This is a genomic window from Paraburkholderia ginsengiterrae, from assembly GCF_001645125.1.
Taxonomy (GTDB): Bacteria; Pseudomonadota; Gammaproteobacteria; order Burkholderiales; family Burkholderiaceae; genus Paraburkholderia; species Paraburkholderia ginsengiterrae.
In genome coordinates, this window is record NZ_LXKA01000011.1 from 22,621 (window position 1) to 37,298 (window position 14,678).

At 60.0% G+C, this 14,678-nt stretch carries 17 protein-coding genes; 12 read left to right on the top strand and 5 right to left on the bottom strand.

Translation table 11 applies throughout. The features are described 5' to 3' along the window. Positions 1 to 22: 22 nt before the first annotated feature. The 10 genes from A6V37_RS41960 to A6V37_RS00225 all read left to right on the top strand — a co-directional run bounded on the left by A6V37_RS41960 (position 23) and on the right by A6V37_RS00225 (position 7,583). Positions 23 to 238, top strand: coding sequence for a GDCCVxC domain-containing (seleno)protein (locus A6V37_RS41960; protein WP_075643385.1), 216 nt, complete (start codon positions 23 to 25; stop codon positions 236 to 238). A 140-nt stretch (positions 239 to 378) separates the two neighbouring features. Further along, the gene (locus A6V37_RS00180; RefSeq protein WP_064271133.1) at positions 379 to 654 is read left to right on the top strand and encodes a metal/formaldehyde-sensitive transcriptional repressor; all 276 of its coding nucleotides are present in this window, start codon (positions 379 to 381) and stop codon (positions 652 to 654) included. A gap of 8 nt (positions 655 to 662) precedes the next feature. Continuing rightward, positions 663 to 1,943 (top strand): CDF family Co(II)/Ni(II) efflux transporter DmeF, encoded by a 1,281-nt coding sequence (gene dmeF, locus A6V37_RS00185; protein ID WP_064271132.1) that lies wholly within the window; start codon positions 663 to 665, stop codon positions 1,941 to 1,943. A 2-nt stretch (positions 1,944 to 1,945) separates the two neighbouring features. Continuing rightward, positions 1,946 to 2,128: a DUF1289 domain-containing protein gene (locus A6V37_RS00190; protein ID WP_064271131.1), complete on the top strand. Its 183-nt coding sequence runs from the start codon at positions 1,946 to 1,948 to the stop codon at positions 2,126 to 2,128. 562 nt (positions 2,129 to 2,690) lie between these two features. Then, on the top strand, positions 2,691 to 2,993 hold the full coding sequence (locus tag A6V37_RS00200) for a hypothetical protein (protein ID WP_064271129.1): 303 nt from the start codon (positions 2,691 to 2,693) through the stop codon (positions 2,991 to 2,993). Then, entirely contained in the window at positions 2,990 to 4,423 is a 1,434-nt protein-coding gene (locus A6V37_RS00205; RefSeq protein ID WP_064271128.1) for a TolC family protein, read from the top strand. Before A6V37_RS00200 ends, A6V37_RS00205 begins: the two co-directional genes overlap by 4 nt. 1 nt (position 4,424) lies before the next feature. Next, positions 4,425 to 5,720, top strand: a complete 1,296-nt coding sequence (locus A6V37_RS00210) for a copper oxidase (protein WP_064271127.1) — start codon at positions 4,425 to 4,427, stop codon at positions 5,718 to 5,720. 136 nt (positions 5,721 to 5,856) lie between these two features. After that, positions 5,857 to 6,129 carry a hypothetical protein gene (locus A6V37_RS00215; RefSeq protein ID WP_064271126.1) on the top strand — a complete coding sequence of 91 codons (273 nt, stop codon included), beginning with the start codon at positions 5,857 to 5,859 and terminating at the stop codon, positions 6,127 to 6,129. 604 nt (positions 6,130 to 6,733) lie between these two features. Continuing rightward, a complete protein-coding gene (locus tag A6V37_RS00220; protein WP_064271125.1) occupies positions 6,734 to 7,132 on the top strand; it encodes a hypothetical protein in 399 nt (132 codons plus the stop codon). Beyond that, positions 7,125 to 7,583: a DUF2846 domain-containing protein gene (locus A6V37_RS00225; protein ID WP_064271124.1), complete on the top strand. Its 459-nt coding sequence runs from the start codon at positions 7,125 to 7,127 to the stop codon at positions 7,581 to 7,583. The genes A6V37_RS00220 and A6V37_RS00225 overlap by 8 nt, the downstream gene beginning before the upstream one ends. Before the next feature lie 53 nt (positions 7,584 to 7,636). On the opposite strand, the gene A6V37_RS00230 is transcribed toward A6V37_RS00225, so the two are convergent. The 4 genes from A6V37_RS00230 to A6V37_RS00245 form a co-directional block, all read right to left on the bottom strand. Further along, entirely contained in the window at positions 7,637 to 7,960 is a 324-nt protein-coding gene (locus tag A6V37_RS00230; protein WP_064271123.1) for an H-NS family nucleoid-associated regulatory protein, read from the bottom strand. Positions 7,961 to 8,320: 360 nt separating this feature from the next. Further along, positions 8,321 to 9,019 carry an SDR family NAD(P)-dependent oxidoreductase gene (locus A6V37_RS00235; RefSeq protein WP_207547674.1) on the bottom strand — a complete coding sequence of 233 codons (699 nt, stop codon included), beginning with the start codon at positions 9,017 to 9,019 and terminating at the stop codon, positions 8,321 to 8,323. Positions 9,020 to 9,156: 137 nt separating this feature from the next. Beyond that, positions 9,157 to 10,038, bottom strand: a complete 882-nt coding sequence (locus A6V37_RS00240) for an SDR family oxidoreductase (protein WP_064271122.1) — start codon at positions 10,036 to 10,038, stop codon at positions 9,157 to 9,159. A gap of 192 nt (positions 10,039 to 10,230) precedes the next feature. Continuing rightward, on the bottom strand, positions 10,231 to 10,680 hold the full coding sequence (locus A6V37_RS00245) for an RDD family protein (RefSeq protein ID WP_064271121.1): 450 nt from the start codon (positions 10,678 to 10,680) through the stop codon (positions 10,231 to 10,233). 142 nt (positions 10,681 to 10,822) lie between these two features. Here A6V37_RS00245 and A6V37_RS41970 point away from each other — a divergent pair, with 142 nt between their 5' ends. After that, complete coding sequence (locus tag A6V37_RS41970) at positions 10,823 to 11,257, top strand: DUF2442 domain-containing protein (protein WP_242665927.1); 435 nt, start codon at positions 10,823 to 10,825, stop codon at positions 11,255 to 11,257. A 191-nt stretch (positions 11,258 to 11,448) separates the two neighbouring features. Here the strand turns inward: A6V37_RS41970 and A6V37_RS00255 are convergent, their stop codons facing one another. Continuing rightward, entirely contained in the window at positions 11,449 to 12,849 is a 1,401-nt protein-coding gene (locus A6V37_RS00255) for a GntP family permease (RefSeq protein WP_064285637.1), read from the bottom strand. Between the two features lie 312 nt (positions 12,850 to 13,161). Between A6V37_RS00255 and A6V37_RS00260 the strand changes: the two genes are divergently transcribed. Next, entirely contained in the window at positions 13,162 to 14,640 is a 1,479-nt protein-coding gene (locus A6V37_RS00260; RefSeq protein WP_064271118.1) for a sigma-54 interaction domain-containing protein, read from the top strand. The last annotated feature ends 38 nt before the right edge of the window (positions 14,641 to 14,678 follow it).

Genomic DNA, 14,678 nt, shown 5'->3' on the forward strand with positions numbered 1-14,678 from the left:
CGAACATCAAACGGATAACGCGATGAACGCGATCGTTCTGGAGTCGACGATTACCTGTCCGGTGTGCGGACATAAGAAGAGCGAGACCATGCCCACCGACGCGTGTGTCTGGTTCTACGCATGCGAACAATGCGAAAGCCTGCTTAAGCCGAAACCCGGAGATTGTTGCGTCTACTGCTCATACGGCACCAACCGGTGCCCTCCGATGCAGCAGTCCGGCTCATGCTGCCCGGACTGATCTGGCTTCTACATAAAACATCGAGACGACGTCTGCGAAATCCGCGAGCGAGGAAAACTCTGCGCGGTCGTTAAATACCCCTACCCCCTATGATACACTCTGCGTTGTTATATACCCGGTGGGGGTATATGGAGAGCGCGATGAGTCACACGGTTCAGGAAAAACAAAAGCTTCTCAACAGGGTTCGCCGTATCAAGGGCCAGGTTGAAGCCATCGAGCGGGCGCTCGAGGAAGAACACGGCTGCTCGGATGTCCTTCAACGGATCACGAGCTGCCGCGGAGCGATGAACGGCCTGCTTGCCGTGGTGCTGGAGGACCACATCAGGAACCATCTCGTCGATGCGCATGACGGCGAAGAGCACGGCGGCAGTGCCACCGACCAGCTCATCGAGGTCGTTCACAGCTATTTCAAGTAGAGTCAAAAATGAGTGATTTCAAAGACGCTGCATTCGGCGCGGGTCATGACCACATCTTTCTGGGTGCCGGTCATGAACAGAACGAGCGCAGGACGTGGGCGGTAATTGCGCTATGCAGCGCGATGATGCTGATTGAAATTGTCGGTGGCAGCATGTTCGGCTCGTTGGCGCTCGTTGCCGATGGCCTGCACATGTCGACGCACGCCGGCGCCATGTTGATTGCAGCGCTCGCTTATACCTACGCACGCAGACACGCCACCGACTCCCGCTTCGTGTTCGGTACCGGCAAGCTCGGCGACCTCGCGGGCTTCACGAGTGCCATCGTGCTCGCGATGATTGCGGTGTTGATCGGCTACGAGGCGGTTTCGCGTTTTCTGTCGCCGGTCCCCATTCACTTCGGCGAAGCGATTCCTATCGCGGTGGTTGGCCTGCTGGTCAACCTGGCAAGCGTGTGGCTGTTGAGCGGCGGTGACCACGGTCATAGCCACGGTCATAACCATGGTCATAGTCACGGCCACGATGACCACGCTCACGAAAGCGAAATGCAGGAGATTTCAACGCCGTCAGGCGTGTTTGCCGTGTCCATCTTCGAAGATGGCGTGCCGCCCGTTTTCCGGATTACACCGGCAACGAAAACTCCGCGACTGGACGCTTCAGCGGTGTCCGTGACAACAGTACGGCCCGATGGGACACGACAGGTCTTCGCGCTGGCTGATCGGGGCGGCTACCTGGAATCGAAGGAAGACATTCCTGAGCCGCACGCGTTCAAGGCGATTGTCCGTCTGCCTGATGGCGAACATCAAATCGAGTTTGAAGAACACGAGCACGACCACGACGACGCGCATGCTGCGGCGACGCGCGACCACAACATCCGGTCGGCCTATATCCACGTCATGGCCGATGCCGCGGTGTCCGTGCTAGCGATCATCGGTCTCTTGCTGGCACGCGCGTTCGGCTGGCTCTGGATGGACCCGCTCGCGGGTGTCATCGGCGCGCTGGTGATAGCCAACTGGTCGTACGGCCTGATGCGAGACACGGGCGCAATCTTGCTCGACATGAATTCCGACCGGCGTATGGCGGACAACGTGCGTCATGCAATCGAGGACCGCGGCGACAAGGTCGTCGACCTGCACGTATGGCGCGTGGGCCCGGGGCACATGAGCGCCGTGGTGTCAGTGGCAACCGGTGAGCCTCAGCGCGATTCGCGTTTCTATCACGCAGCGCTCGAACGCTTTAAAGGACTCTCGCATGTCACCGTCGAAGTGCAACCTTCACGCGCGGCGGCCTGACCATGACAGTCAAGTCGCCGTGCATCGATGTGTGCGCCTTCGACGGCAAGACCAAACTGTGCGTCGGGTGCTTTCGTACCCTCGATGAAATTCGGGCGTGGAAGAAGATGACCGACCACCGGCGCCACCAGATCATTAACGACCGGGCGCGGCGGCAGGCCAAGCTGCAGCGCGAATCTCTGTAAGAGCGCAGGTGCGCAATGACACATTCCTGACCTTCCAACCGTCTTAAATTGCGTGCTAGACTTCGCAACCATGTCGTACTGGCGCAAACTTTTCGTCATCGTGCTGCTGATCATGAGCCTTCCGGTTCAGTCGTTCGCGGCCATCTCCATGAAATGCGAGTCTTCGCATTTCGTGGGCGAAATGACGTCCGCGCAATACGCACATGAGGCTGAGCCGACTAACGGTCATGACATGCACGGTATGGCGATGGCCGACGGTACGCGTCACAGCCATCAGAACGGAGGTGCACAGCATGTGCACGCCTGCGCGACCTGCGCATCCTGTTGCTCCGGCGTAGCGTTACCTGCCGTCCCCGCGGTGGCAGCTCCGGCCGACACGGCTCACTTTGCAGTTCCATTCCCTCCCTCGATCAGCGTCGCGTCGTTTCTGACTAGCGGCATCGAACGACCTCCCAGAGCCATTCTCGTCTAGTCCTTATTCGCGGCCTCAGGCTGCGATGCGCAATTTCGCCCTGAATGACCGCGTGTCGGCCATCCAGGCGACTGACGACGAGAAAAACCCATGCGTATGTTTATCGCGGCGCTATCGAGCGCGGCGGCCTTGTTGCCGGCGCTCGTGCACGCCACCACTCAAAATCCCGACCCGGCCGATGCCGCCGCATCGGTTCCGGCCGTCAGCGTGCCGTCCGCGTTCGCGGACTACCAGCCATACCGGGATCAGCAAGGACCCACCTGGCAGGAGCTCAACCGTTCCGTGGCAAGTTCGTCGGGCATGAACGGGATGAGCCACGGCAACATGCTGGACGGCAGCGCCGACGCCAGTAAGAACGAACACGGCTCCAGCCACGAGGAGCCGGCGATATGAGGCGGCATTTCTTATCAAGTAGCCGCATTCTTGCGTTCGCCGGCATGATGGTGTTCCTTGCAGGCTGCACGACCTTTTCGAAGGACGGTGGCTTCAATACGGTTTCTTCCATCGCCTCCGAGCGGCTTGGGAAAGATGCCGTGCAGGTGAAGACCGACGAGGACCAGGACGCGGTGACCAGGCGCACGCACGAACTGCTGTCCAAACCGCTTGGTATGGACGACGCCGTGCAAATCGCCTTGCTGAACAATCGCGGCCTGCAGGCCTCGTACGGCGAACTCGGCATCTCCGAGGCGGACCTCGTGCAAGCGGGACGGCTACCCAACCCAGGTTTCAGTTTTAGCCGGACGCATGGGAGCAACGACCTGAGCATCAGCCGCACCTTCACGGTTGGACTATTGGGCGTCCTGACGCTGCCTCTGGCGACTCGCATCGAGAGTGGCCGTTTCGAGCAAACGAGGCTGCTGGCGGCAGACGCGATGCTCAAGGTGGCCGCTGACGCACGACGTGCCTATATCAAGGCTGTCGCCGCCGAGCAGGCTGCGACATATGCCGCGCAGGTGAAGGATTCGGCGGAGGCGGGTGCCGAACTGGCGTTGCGCATGCAGCAGGCCGGCAACTTCAGCAAGCTCGACTACGCTCGCGAGCAGGCGTTTTACGCGGACGCGGTGGCGCAACTCGCAAGAATGCGGCAGCAGTCCGTTGCCGCGCGCGAAAAGCTGACTCGCATGATGGGCCTGTGGGGTGCCGCGACGCAGTACACGCTCCCCGAACGCCTGCCAGATCTGCCCAGGAACCGACCCGAGCTCAATGACCTCGAGAGCTTTGCGATGCAGAACCGGCTGGATATCCAGGCCGCGAAGCTGCAGACGCAGAGTGTCGCGAGTTCGTTAGGTCTCAGCAAGGCGACGCGTTTCATCAACGCGCTGGACGTCGGGTATCAGAACAACTTCACGACTTCCGATGGCCATGAGCAGGGCTACGAAATCAGCGTCGAGGTTCCTGTTTTCGATTGGGGCGGTGCGAAGGTTGCGCGTGCCGAGGCGATTTACATGCAGTCGGTCAACCGCGTTGCCGAGTCGGCGATTAACGCCCGGTCAGAAGTTCGTGAGTCGTATTCGGCCTACGTGACCGACTACGACATCGCAAAGCACTACCGCGACGAAGTCCTGCCAATCCGTAAAACCATTTCGGACGAACTCCTGCTTCGCTACAACGGCATGCTTGCAAGCGTGTTCGAACTGCTGGCGGATTCGCGCGACCAGGTCGGCGCAGTGAACAGCTATATCGACGCGTTGAAAGACTACTGGCTCGCGGAGACCGATCTGCAGCAAGCCGTCGGTGGCCGTCTTCCACCGCTTGCGATGGCCTCGGCGCCGTCAGTTCACCCGACGCAACCGGCGTCGCCCATAGATTCCGAAGGTCAATGACATGGTCTCACGTCGAAATTTTCTTGGCGGCTCGGGGGCCGCATTGCTTGGAGCAGCATTGGTGAGCAAGGCCGGTGCCGCGTCGTTGCCTGAGGCGCCTACGATGGCCAAGGCCACCACGCAATCGCCGCTCACGCCTCCCAACGGCCGCCCGTACACGCCCGTTGCCACGCTGAACGGATGGTCGCTGCCGTGGCGCATGAAGAACGGCTGGAAGGAGTTCCACCTGATTGCCGAGCCTGTCGTGCGCGAATTGGCGCCGGGCATGAATGCGAACCTGTGGGGCTATAACGGACAGGCGCCTGGCCCAACTATCGAGGCAGTGGAAGGCGACAAGGTCCGCATCTTCGTGACTAACAAGCTGCCGGAGCACACCACCGTTCACTGGCACGGAATGCTGCTGCCATCGGGCATGGATGGGGTGGGCGGCCTCACGCAGCCGCACATTCCCCCGGGCAAAACGTTCGTGTACGAATTCGAGCTCGAGAAGCACGGCACCTTCATGTATCACCCGCATTCCGACGAGATGGTCCAGATGGCGATGGGGATGATGGGGACTTTCATCGTTCATCCAAAAGATCCCGGTGTTATGCAGGTCGACCGCGATTTCGTGTTCATCATGTCCGCGTACGACATCGACCCGGGCAGCTTCACGCCGCGCGTCAACGAGATGACCGACTTCAACATGTGGACGTGGAATTCGCGGGTCTTTCCGGGCATCGACCCGTTGCCAGTGCGCGCCGGAGACCGCGTGCGCATCCGGTTCGGCAACCTGACGATGACCAATCATCCGATCCATCTGCACGGTTATCACTTCGAGGTCGTGGGCACGGACGGCGGATGGATTCCGCCGAGCGCACGCTGGCCTGAGGTGACCGCCGACGTCGCGGTCGGCCAGATGCGTGCCATCGAATTCACGGCAAATCGGCCGGGAGACTGGGCGTTTCACTGCCACAAGTCCCACCATACAATGAATGCGATGGGGCACTCCGTACCTAACTTTATCGGCGTGCCCCAGCAGGACCTCGCAAGGCGCATCAACAAACTCGTGCCGGACTACATGGCAATGGGCAGCACCGGCGGCGCGATGGGCGAGATGGAGATGCCGCTGCCCGACAACACGCTGCCGATGATGACCGGGACTGGCCCATTCGGCCAGCTTGAAATGGGTGGCATGTTCACCGTCGTGAAGGTGCGTGAGGGACTGGGACGCAATGACTATCGCGACCCCGGCTGGTTCAAACATCCCAAGGGAACGGTTGCCTACGAATACGCCGGAGAGTTGCCGGACAGCTGATTTTCTGTCTCGCCGGGCAGTGCAGTCCTGCCCGACTTTGAGTTTCAACGCAGGAGTTAAGTGATGAATTTTAGCGTCAGGTCGTGGAACGCCTGACTTGCGCTAGACTGACTTGAGCAACCGGAAGGAGACTTGGATGATACGCAAGACGCTCAATGCTTCGCAGCTACAGCAGGAGGTCAACCGGCGAATCCATCGACTGCAGGAAGTCGTCGAGGATGGCGTGAAGATTCGTGTGCCGCGGCCGCAATTGCAGGAGCCTGACAAAACGGGCTGCAACTGGAACATGACTCACTTCGGCAACGCGATCGGCTTCGAGCGCGACATCGAGGGCGTGCTCAAGGCCATGCGTGCGGAATACAACCTCAATACCGAAGTGAAAGACACCGGTAACCCGTTTGGGGACTAACTACGAAAGCGATCGATTTGTTGTTCGATTTTGATGGCGTGAGCTCTGGTAACTGCCGACAACTGACGAATGGACCTTTGGATTCAACCCTGCGCGCCATGCGCTGATCTTGCCGGCAAACCGGCAACTGAACCACCTCATCACGACCTTGTGCTCAATAGTGCGGGTGCAGTGAAGGATGTGCGGGCAGAAGAGCACTACACGTGCGTTCGGTGCCGCGGGGTCTTTGCGCGAATTCTTGCCGGGCCGCCGACTCGGCAGATCTGGATGCTGCTGAATGCGGGTCAGCATTGACGAAACGCTTGTTGATCATGCGGCTGTCGGTAAACGGCGAATTGCGTACTGCTGTGGTCTGGGGTGATGGGATTCCCGAACTTATATAAACCGTCCCTCGCGCCGACCTCAGCGCACATTACCGGTGTCGATATGGAAACTATTCTCAACGCGGAAATGATCCACGGATTTGCGATGTAGATTACTGATGTGGCGATTCATATTGAATAATCGCCTGTTCATTTGAAATTCAGGTCTCGTTGTTTTCTCAAGTTTCCCGCAGGGTGTGCCGATAAAACGTTGTCGGAAACGATGCGGAGAAAACATCATCTTGTTCAGAATTCAGGCTCTCGCAGCCTCAGCGTTTGCCGCGCTGTTGCTTTCTGCGTGCGCGCCGGCAATACCCGTTCAAAGTGCCCAGATAGTGCCCCTCACTGCGGCGGGCCCCCATGAGCGCGTGCGGGTTGTGACGCCAGTTGCCGTCCAACTCGCCACGGGATACTCGCGGCAAGTGAAGGCGGGCTCAGTCTGGCGGCCTGCCGGCGAAGTGCCGCAGGGGCTCGTTCTGCAACCGGTAGACACGGTTTTCACCATCGAAGGACGTCAGGTTCACGAGGCCTACCTGGTCGTCAAAGAGAACAGGCTGGTGGGCTTTTTTCTGCCCGGTGAATCTCACTTTTCCGTTCTGGAACCATCTCAACCCATAACCGTCGAGAAAATAAATGACTAATCTGTTCCGAGCGCTGGTAGCCAGTGCATTTGTAGCGCTTGTCGCGTCCGGTTGCGCCAGCGGGCCGCAGTACAAGGATGTTGCCTCGTCAATTCCGACGCTAAAACAGGAGCAAGGCCGAATCTATTTCTATCGCTCCGGCTCCATGTTCGGTGCCGCTCTCCAGCCGAGCATCAACGTGAATGGCCAGACGGTCGGAAAATCGCAAGCGGGAGGATTCTTCTATGTTGACGAGCCGGCCGGTCAGTACGTGGTATCGACCGCCACCGAGACCGAAAAAACGGTCTCGTTCAAGCTCGACGCGGGCGAAACAAAATACGTGAAAACCAGCGTTGGGTTCGGGCTGCTCGTGGGCCGCATCATCCCGTCGCTTGAGTCCGCAGAAGACGCTACGAAGGATCTCGACGGATTGCACTACACGGGCACGCCGACGACTGCCGCGTCGAAATAACCTGAGGAACCGTGCGCCGCGTCTTTGGCCTGCAACCAGGACGCTGGCGCTTATTACGCCCGAACTGTCGCCAGCCGGGTGCCGGCGAACGGGTCCCGGCTCCAGTCAATAGCTGGACGCGCACGGCTTGCTGACGTCGACGGCTTTTCAACCGCAAAATGCGCCAATGACTGCCCAGCGCTCGTAGCTTGTTTCAGCCACTGAGGCATATCGCCCTTGCCATCCCAGGTATCGCCGAAGGCGCTGCGATATCGTGCCGACTTCTGGCGCGCCCGTTCTTCGGCAATAGCCGCCGCGACGTCGCCCACCTTGATGCCAACCTTCGCCATCTTGCGGCGCAGGTAGGTGATCATGCTTTGGCGTTTTTGCTCATCCATGTTGGTGTCCCCTTCGAAGTTCCAGCCTTCGGCTCGCCGATTCGCTTTGCCACAAGTTGATTCCGACGTGTGAAGTATCGTGTTGAGGAGCGCTGCCGTCGATGTGCGATTCCTGAAAACAGTGTTGCAGCCAGCGTGGCAAAAACGGGCTGGCCCGTCCGGTTCAGACGGCGGAGAATTTTTATCTGAAAAATGACGTTGATTGGTACTTTGTTGCGATACGTGGTTAAATTTTTTATTTAATTGCTTGAAAAGTCTCACAGCTAATATTTCAGACTTAAGCATGAAATGCTGCGTGATTATCCATAGCCCACCCTTGGCCGGGATTGCCGGGCATTGGTCGCACGGTCGGCACGCTCGTTAAAATTTTTCGACCCAAGGCCGCAACTCGACCTCCCATGTCCAGGCGCTACGGTGCTGTCGGTGAATGTGGAGATACTCCCGTGCTATAGCGTCGGGGTCCAACCACTTGTCGTCAGTGCTGCCATCGTCCGGTTGCGCCCAAGTACTGCCGATACCACCGTCGATGACAAAATGGGCAACGTGAATATTCCTTGGGGCGAGTTCTCGGGCCATAGATTGCGCCATCCCTCGCAACGCGAATTTGCCCATCGCGAACGGCGTCGAACCGGGTAGTCCTTTCACACTTGCTGTCGCGCCGGTCAGAAGAATGGTGCCGTCGCCGCGCGCGAGCATGCGAACGGCTGCGGCCTGAGCGACGAGAAATCCGCCGACGGCGGTCACTTTAATCGCCTCCTCGAGTTTCTCTGCGTCAATGTCTTCCACCGCCGCGCGATAGCGGCCACTCGCGTTGTACACAACGAGGTCAGGCGTGCCGAGTGAATCCTCTACGCCGTCAAAGAGCGCCTCGACATCGTGCGGCCGGCCGGCATCGCAACTAAAAGCGATCGCGCCCGTCTCGTCGACGAGGTCCTTCAGCTTGCCGGTATCCCGGGCCGCAAGCGCGACCTGCATACCCTCTGCCGTGAACAGCCTCGCGAGGGAAGCACTCAGCCCCTTACCCGCACCTACAATCAACGCGGTCTCAGTTCGACTCATGATTCCTCCAGACTCAGCAGGGACTGGTGCATCGGCGCAAGCCGGGCGTTTGTTGCCGTGCGCGCCGTATGTCTTGCAGAACGCAGGCGGCCCTCGCAAACCACGTTGGTGTTGGGCAAAGACTGCTATCCGCTCGCTTAAGCGGGGTTGCGGGAAGCACGCTTCGTCATATTGTCCGCCGGTAACATGCCCGGCAACGCCTCGACAAATAAATCGGCTTGCAATGCGGCTCCAGCCTGCACGTCGTATTGTGCGAAGTCGCGCACACCGGCTGCGAGCAGGACTTCGTCGTCGAGGAAGAAGTTTCCCGAACACTCTTTGGCCGGGCGAGTCAGGATGTAGTGGGCCGCGTCGGCCACAATCTCAGGCGTGCGACACGCGGCAATCATGTCGTTACCGCCAATCTCATTTCGCACAGCAGCAGTCGCAATAGTTGTTCGAGGCCATAGCGAATTGACTGCGACACCGCGGTCCTTGAACTCGCCGGCAAGCGCCAGAGTGAACAGGCTCATCGTGTATTTTGCAATGCTGTACGCGGGAAAATCGCTAAACCACTTCGCGTCGCTCACCAACGGCGGTGACAGCGTGAGGATATGCGGGTTCGATGAATTCAGAAGATGAGGCAGGCAGGCCTGTGCACATACGAACGTCCCTCGGCCATTGACCCCATGCATCAGGTCGTACCGTTTGACGGGCGTGTCTAGCGTGCCAGTCAGTCGAATGGCGCTCGCATTGTTCACAAGGATATCGATGCCACCGAACAACGCAACGGCCTCGGCAACCGCGGCTTTCACGCGTTCTTCGTCGCGGATATCCACAACTAGCGGGAGCGCCTTGCCGCCGGCAGCTTCAATTGCCGCAGCCGCCGTGTGAATCGTACCCTCGAGACGCGGATCCGGGTCGGCGGTCTTGGCGGCAATCACGACATTCGCACCGTCGCGTGCGGCTCTCAGTGCAATCGCGAGTCCGATGCCGCGACTGCCACCGGACATGAATAACGTCTTGCCAGCGAGGCTCATGGTCGTCTCCTGATGAGATTTACAGCAGCATACGCTCCTGCAGTCGTCGGTGCTCAGGAGGCACTGCGCGGACCTCATCCAATGCATCCGATGGATGTTTGGAGCTACGTGATCGATCAGGTGCGCGGCGTTTCCGCGTCTGGCCGCATCGAAGGTTGTGGGCGAGCGAACGCGGGCAATACGACAGCGTGTTCATGAAGTCGACGCGGCGCCGGGTGTCCTGGACCCGACATCAATGACTACCGTGTTGGCCAGGCGGTCGTGCAGAGCCTGCTTTTTCGGATTAAACAGGACCCACAGAAATCCCGCTCCCAATATCCCGAAGGTGAGCAAATATCCGACTGTCCGCAGCATGGCCTGTTTCACGGTCATCGATTGCCCTGAGTCTGCGTCTACGATTCGAATGCGAACCGCGCGCTTTCCGGGTGATGTTCCCCACACTGCCCACATTACGCCGGTGACCAGGATCGGAATGCACTGGCCGACCACAAGCCAGAGAACAATGGAGGAGCCGTAAGCCTCCGGCGCAGCCAGGATGTCATCGGTCGACGGCCCAAGCGGGATGAACAGGACGATGACTGTCCACCATATCGAGTCGATGAAGAGGGCGCGGGCGCGCTGAGAGTAGGTCGCGTAGAGCATTGGAGGCAGATGAGGTCAGCGATTTGGCCGTCAGCGAATTTCGTCACCTCGGCCGAGGGACTTTACACGATAGGTGTCGGCTCAGGCTTTGTCGTGCCCACGATCGCCACGCTCGACCGTCTCGTTGAGCAAGGTCCCGCGCTTGGCTTCCCCGCTGAGTCGCTTGCGGCAATTTCCGGGGTCGAACCACGCAACCATTGACCGGCATCGTGTTGAAACTGAAGAGGCGCGTCACTTCAACTCCAACGCGGAAGCAGCCCTGCTCTCCAGCATTCTTTCTTGTATCGCGCCGTGCGTGAGCCTATCTTTTAAGTTGCTTCTCACTCAGGAGACGGTCATGGACAGCGGCGCGGTAAGTGTGCATTTCGACAGTGGGCACCTGTTTCTCGACCTGTCCGACGGCGAGTCCGTCGAATTCCCGCTTGGATGGTTTCCCGTCTTGCAGGCGGCCACTGAAACGGAGCGCGGACACTTTGCAATCTCTTTGGACCGCCAGCAGTTGTACTGGCCGGATCTGGATGAAGAGATGAGCATCTCCGCGTTGCTTCAGTCCCTGCCGGACCGCACGCGGCACTAGCCACTCGTTGGGTATATGACCTTGGCTGGCGCCTTGTCACGAGGGGTGGGGCTATTGTTCTTTTAATTGCTTAAAACGACTGACGGCTGGTATCCCCGATTCAAGTGCGCTACTCCGATTCGGCGACCGTAAAAATCAGCTTATGAAATTTACGGTCGCCGTTTCGTTTCAGCGCTATTACGCCAACCCAATCAAACCAGGCCAGTAGCGTAATAAACCGCGATCACAAAGAACACGGCCATCGTCTTGATGACCGTCACTGCGAAAATATCGCGGTACGACTGCCGGTGCGTCAATCCCGTCACGGCGAGCAGCGTGATCACCGCGCCGTTGTGCGGCAGCGTGTCCATACCGCCGCTCGCCATGGCGACGACCCGGTGCAGGACTTCCATCGGAATATGCGCGGCCTCCGCGCCTTTGATAAACACGTCCGACATGGCCGCGAGCGCGATGCTCATGCCGCCTGACGCCGAGCCCGTAATACCTGCGAGCGAACTTACCGAAACGGCTGCGTTGACGAGCGGATTGGGAATGCTCTTCAGTGCGCTGCTAACGACCAGAAAGCCGGGCAACGCTGCGATCACACCACCGAAGCCGTATTCCGACGCGGTGTTCAGCGATGCCAGCAACGCGCCTGCCACCGCGGCCTTGGTGCCGGCAGCAAAGCGCTCGCGCACGCGGTTGAACGCCGTGACGACGACCATGACGATGCCGAGCAGCAACGCGCCTTCCACCGCCCAGATAGCGACCACGGCCTTGATCGTGGTCGTGACCGGCGCATGAACGCCCGGCAGGATTTCCGGCGTCACGGTGTAGGTCGCGCCGTACCAGTTCGGAATCCAGCGGGTCAGCAGGAAGTTCGCGACACCCACCAGCACGAGCGGCGCAACCGCCAGCAGCGGATGAGGCAGTTGCTTCGATTCGACGCGCTCCGGCTCGTTGACGAGATCCGTGCCGTAGCCTTCGCCTTTTGCCATCGCCGCACGGCGGCGCCACTCCAGATACGAGAGGCCGACCACGATGATGAACAGCGAGCCAAGCACGCCGAGCGTGGGCGCGGCCCACGAAGTGGTCTTGAAGAACGTGGTCGGGATGATGTTCTGGATCTGCGGCGTGCCCGGCAGCGAATCCATGGTGAACGAGAACGCACCGAGGGCGATCGCGCCAGGCATCAGGCGCTTCGGAATATTGCTTTGGCGATACAGCTCGGCGGCGAACGGATACACCGCGAACACCACGACGAACAGCGACACGCCGCCGTAGGTGAGCAGCGCGCACACTGCCACGATCACCGCGTTGGCGCGCGAGCGGCCAATGTAGCGGATCGCGGCGGCCACGATCGACTCCGAGAAACCGGACAGTTCGATCACCTTGCCGAACACGGCGCCCAACAGGAACACCGGGAAGTAGAGCTTAACGAAACCGACCATCTTCTCCATGAAGATGCCGGAAAAAACCGGCGCGACCGCGGCAGGGTCGGTCAGCAGAACGGCGCCGAGCGCGGCGATTGGCGCAAACAGAATCACGCTGTAGCCGCGATACGCGGCAAACATCAGAAACGCCAGCGCGGCGAGGACGATGACGAAGGACATTAAGTCTCCATAGCTTGGTTGTTCTACATGGTCGCCGTCTGAAGAGCGCGACGGCACGGCGGCGGCAAACGCAGGTTTTGTGCCACGCACGCGGCAACGGCCAATTGCCTGATTTAACAGGCCGAAGTGCGAAACGCGCTGCGGCCGATTGTACCCAAACGTCTCCAAAACGGGACGCAAATTGTCTGAACACAGGCCGAAACGAGGACAAACCCTTATGCAGTATGCTTACCGTCAGTCTTGCTGGTGAGATAAGCTTGTCTACGAAATGAGACAAGCATGATTAGAACGATAGCCGGAGACAGCGACAGCATGATGAACGACTGGGCGGGACTTCCCGCCACCTACGGCGACGTACTGCGCCGCGCGATGGACTCGCTTTTCCGCACATTCGAAAATTTCAGCGAAGGCACGTTCATCGTCGATGCCGACGCGCGCGTGGTCTGGATCAACAAGCGTTATGCCGCGCGTTTCGGGTTTTCGGACCCGGAGCAGGCGATCGGCCGCGATTGCGAAGCCGTGATCCCCAATAGCCTGATGCGCGAGGTCGTGAACACCGGCAAGCCGATTCTGCTCGATATTCTGGAAACGGACCGCGAGCCGCTGGTGGTGACGCGTTTGCCGTTGAAAGACGACGCGGGAATCACGGTCGGCGCCGTCGGGTTCGCGCTGTTCGATGAGTTGAAGGCGTTGACCCCGCTTTTTTCCCACTATTCGCGCGTCCAGGAAGAATTGATCGCGACGCGTCAGTCGCTTGCCCAGGCGCGGCGCGCCAAATATACGTTCGGCAGCTTTGTCGGCACGAGCGCGGCCGGTCTCGAAGTGAAGCGCCAGGCGCGCCGCGCGGCGCAACTCGAATCGCCGGTGCTGCTGCTCGGCGAAACCGGCACCGGCAAGGAACTGCTCGCGCATGCCATTCACGGCGGCTCGGCGCGCGCCAATCAGCCGCTCGTGGCCGTCAACGTCGCGGCGATTCCCGACACCCTGCTCGAAGTCGAATTCTTCGGCGCGGCGCCCGGCGCATACAGCGGCGCGGATCGCAAAGGGCGCGTCGGCAAGTTCGAACTCGCGAACGGCGGCACGCTGTTTCTCGACGAAATCGGCGATATGCCACTGCCGTTGCAAGGCAAGCTACTGCGCGTGCTTCAGGACAAGGAGTTCGAACCGCTTGGCTCGAACCGGATCGTGCGCTCGGACGTGCGGATCATCGCGGCGACTTCGGCCGATTTGCCCGCGCTGGTGGCGGCGGGCCGCTTTCGTGCCGATCTGTTCTATCGGCTGAACGTGCTGACGATCCATGCACCACCCCTGCGCGAGCGGACGTCCGATATCGAAGCGCTCGCCTACGCCATGCTCGAAGATCTGTCCACGCAAGTGCGCGGCGGCAGTCATTTCGAATTGCAGGACGACGCGCTGCGGCTGCTGTGTTCGTATGGCTGGCCGGGCAATGTGCGCGAGTTGCGCAACACGCTGGAGCGCGCCGTGATGCTGTCCGACAGCGAGCGGATCGATGCGCGGGCGCTGGCTCCGTTCATCGGCTCGGTGCATGGTGGCATCCAGCGGCCGGGCGTATCCGAGGTGGCTTCTCACGCGCAAGCTCACGCTCGGGGCGCGGCGCTCGATGCGCCTGAACCGGCGTTGTGGAGCGACGCGATGGCGGCGTTCGAAAAGCGCTTCCTGATCGATGCACTGCGCGCCAATGGCGGGCGTGTGATCGATACCGCCAACCAGATTGGCATGGGGCGCGCGACGCTCTACAAGAAGATCGCGGCGTATGGCATCGAAGCGTGACAACGTCCGGCGATGTCAATGACGCAGCGCAATTGCCG

Excerpts from the sequence above, each read along its gene's own strand:
- A6V37_RS00235 (WP_207547674.1), bottom strand. The coding sequence starts at position 9,019 with ATGAGTCGAACTGAGACCGCGTTGATTGTAGGTGCGGGTAAGGGGCTG.
- A6V37_RS00230 (WP_064271123.1), bottom strand. The coding sequence starts at position 7,960 with ATGGATGAGCAAAAACGCCAAAGCATGATCACCTACCTGCGCCGCAAG.
- A6V37_RS00190 (WP_064271131.1), top strand. The coding sequence starts at position 1,946 with ATGACAGTCAAGTCGCCGTGCATCGATGTGTGCGCCTTCGACGGCAAG.
- A6V37_RS00210 (WP_064271127.1), top strand. The coding sequence starts at position 4,425 with ATGGTCTCACGTCGAAATTTTCTTGGCGGCTCGGGGGCCGCATTGCTT.
- A6V37_RS00240 (WP_064271122.1), bottom strand. The coding sequence starts at position 10,038 with ATGAGCCTCGCTGGCAAGACGTTATTCATGTCCGGTGGCAGTCGCGGC.
- A6V37_RS00215 (WP_064271126.1), top strand. The coding sequence starts at position 5,857 with ATGATACGCAAGACGCTCAATGCTTCGCAGCTACAGCAGGAGGTCAAC.
- A6V37_RS00255 (WP_064285637.1), bottom strand. The coding sequence starts at position 12,849 with ATGTCCTTCGTCATCGTCCTCGCCGCGCTGGCGTTTCTGATGTTTGCC.
- dmeF (WP_064271132.1), top strand. The coding sequence starts at position 663 with ATGAGTGATTTCAAAGACGCTGCATTCGGCGCGGGTCATGACCACATC.
- A6V37_RS41960 (WP_075643385.1), top strand. The coding sequence starts at position 23 with ATGAACGCGATCGTTCTGGAGTCGACGATTACCTGTCCGGTGTGCGGA.
- A6V37_RS00225 (WP_064271124.1), top strand. The coding sequence starts at position 7,125 with ATGACTAATCTGTTCCGAGCGCTGGTAGCCAGTGCATTTGTAGCGCTT.
- A6V37_RS00245 (WP_064271121.1), bottom strand. The coding sequence starts at position 10,680 with ATGCTCTACGCGACCTACTCTCAGCGCGCCCGCGCCCTCTTCATCGAC.
- A6V37_RS00200 (WP_064271129.1), top strand. The coding sequence starts at position 2,691 with ATGCGTATGTTTATCGCGGCGCTATCGAGCGCGGCGGCCTTGTTGCCG.
- A6V37_RS00180 (WP_064271133.1), top strand. The coding sequence starts at position 379 with ATGAGTCACACGGTTCAGGAAAAACAAAAGCTTCTCAACAGGGTTCGC.
- A6V37_RS00205 (WP_064271128.1), top strand. The coding sequence starts at position 2,990 with ATGAGGCGGCATTTCTTATCAAGTAGCCGCATTCTTGCGTTCGCCGGC.
- A6V37_RS00260 (WP_064271118.1), top strand. The coding sequence starts at position 13,162 with ATGATGAACGACTGGGCGGGACTTCCCGCCACCTACGGCGACGTACTG.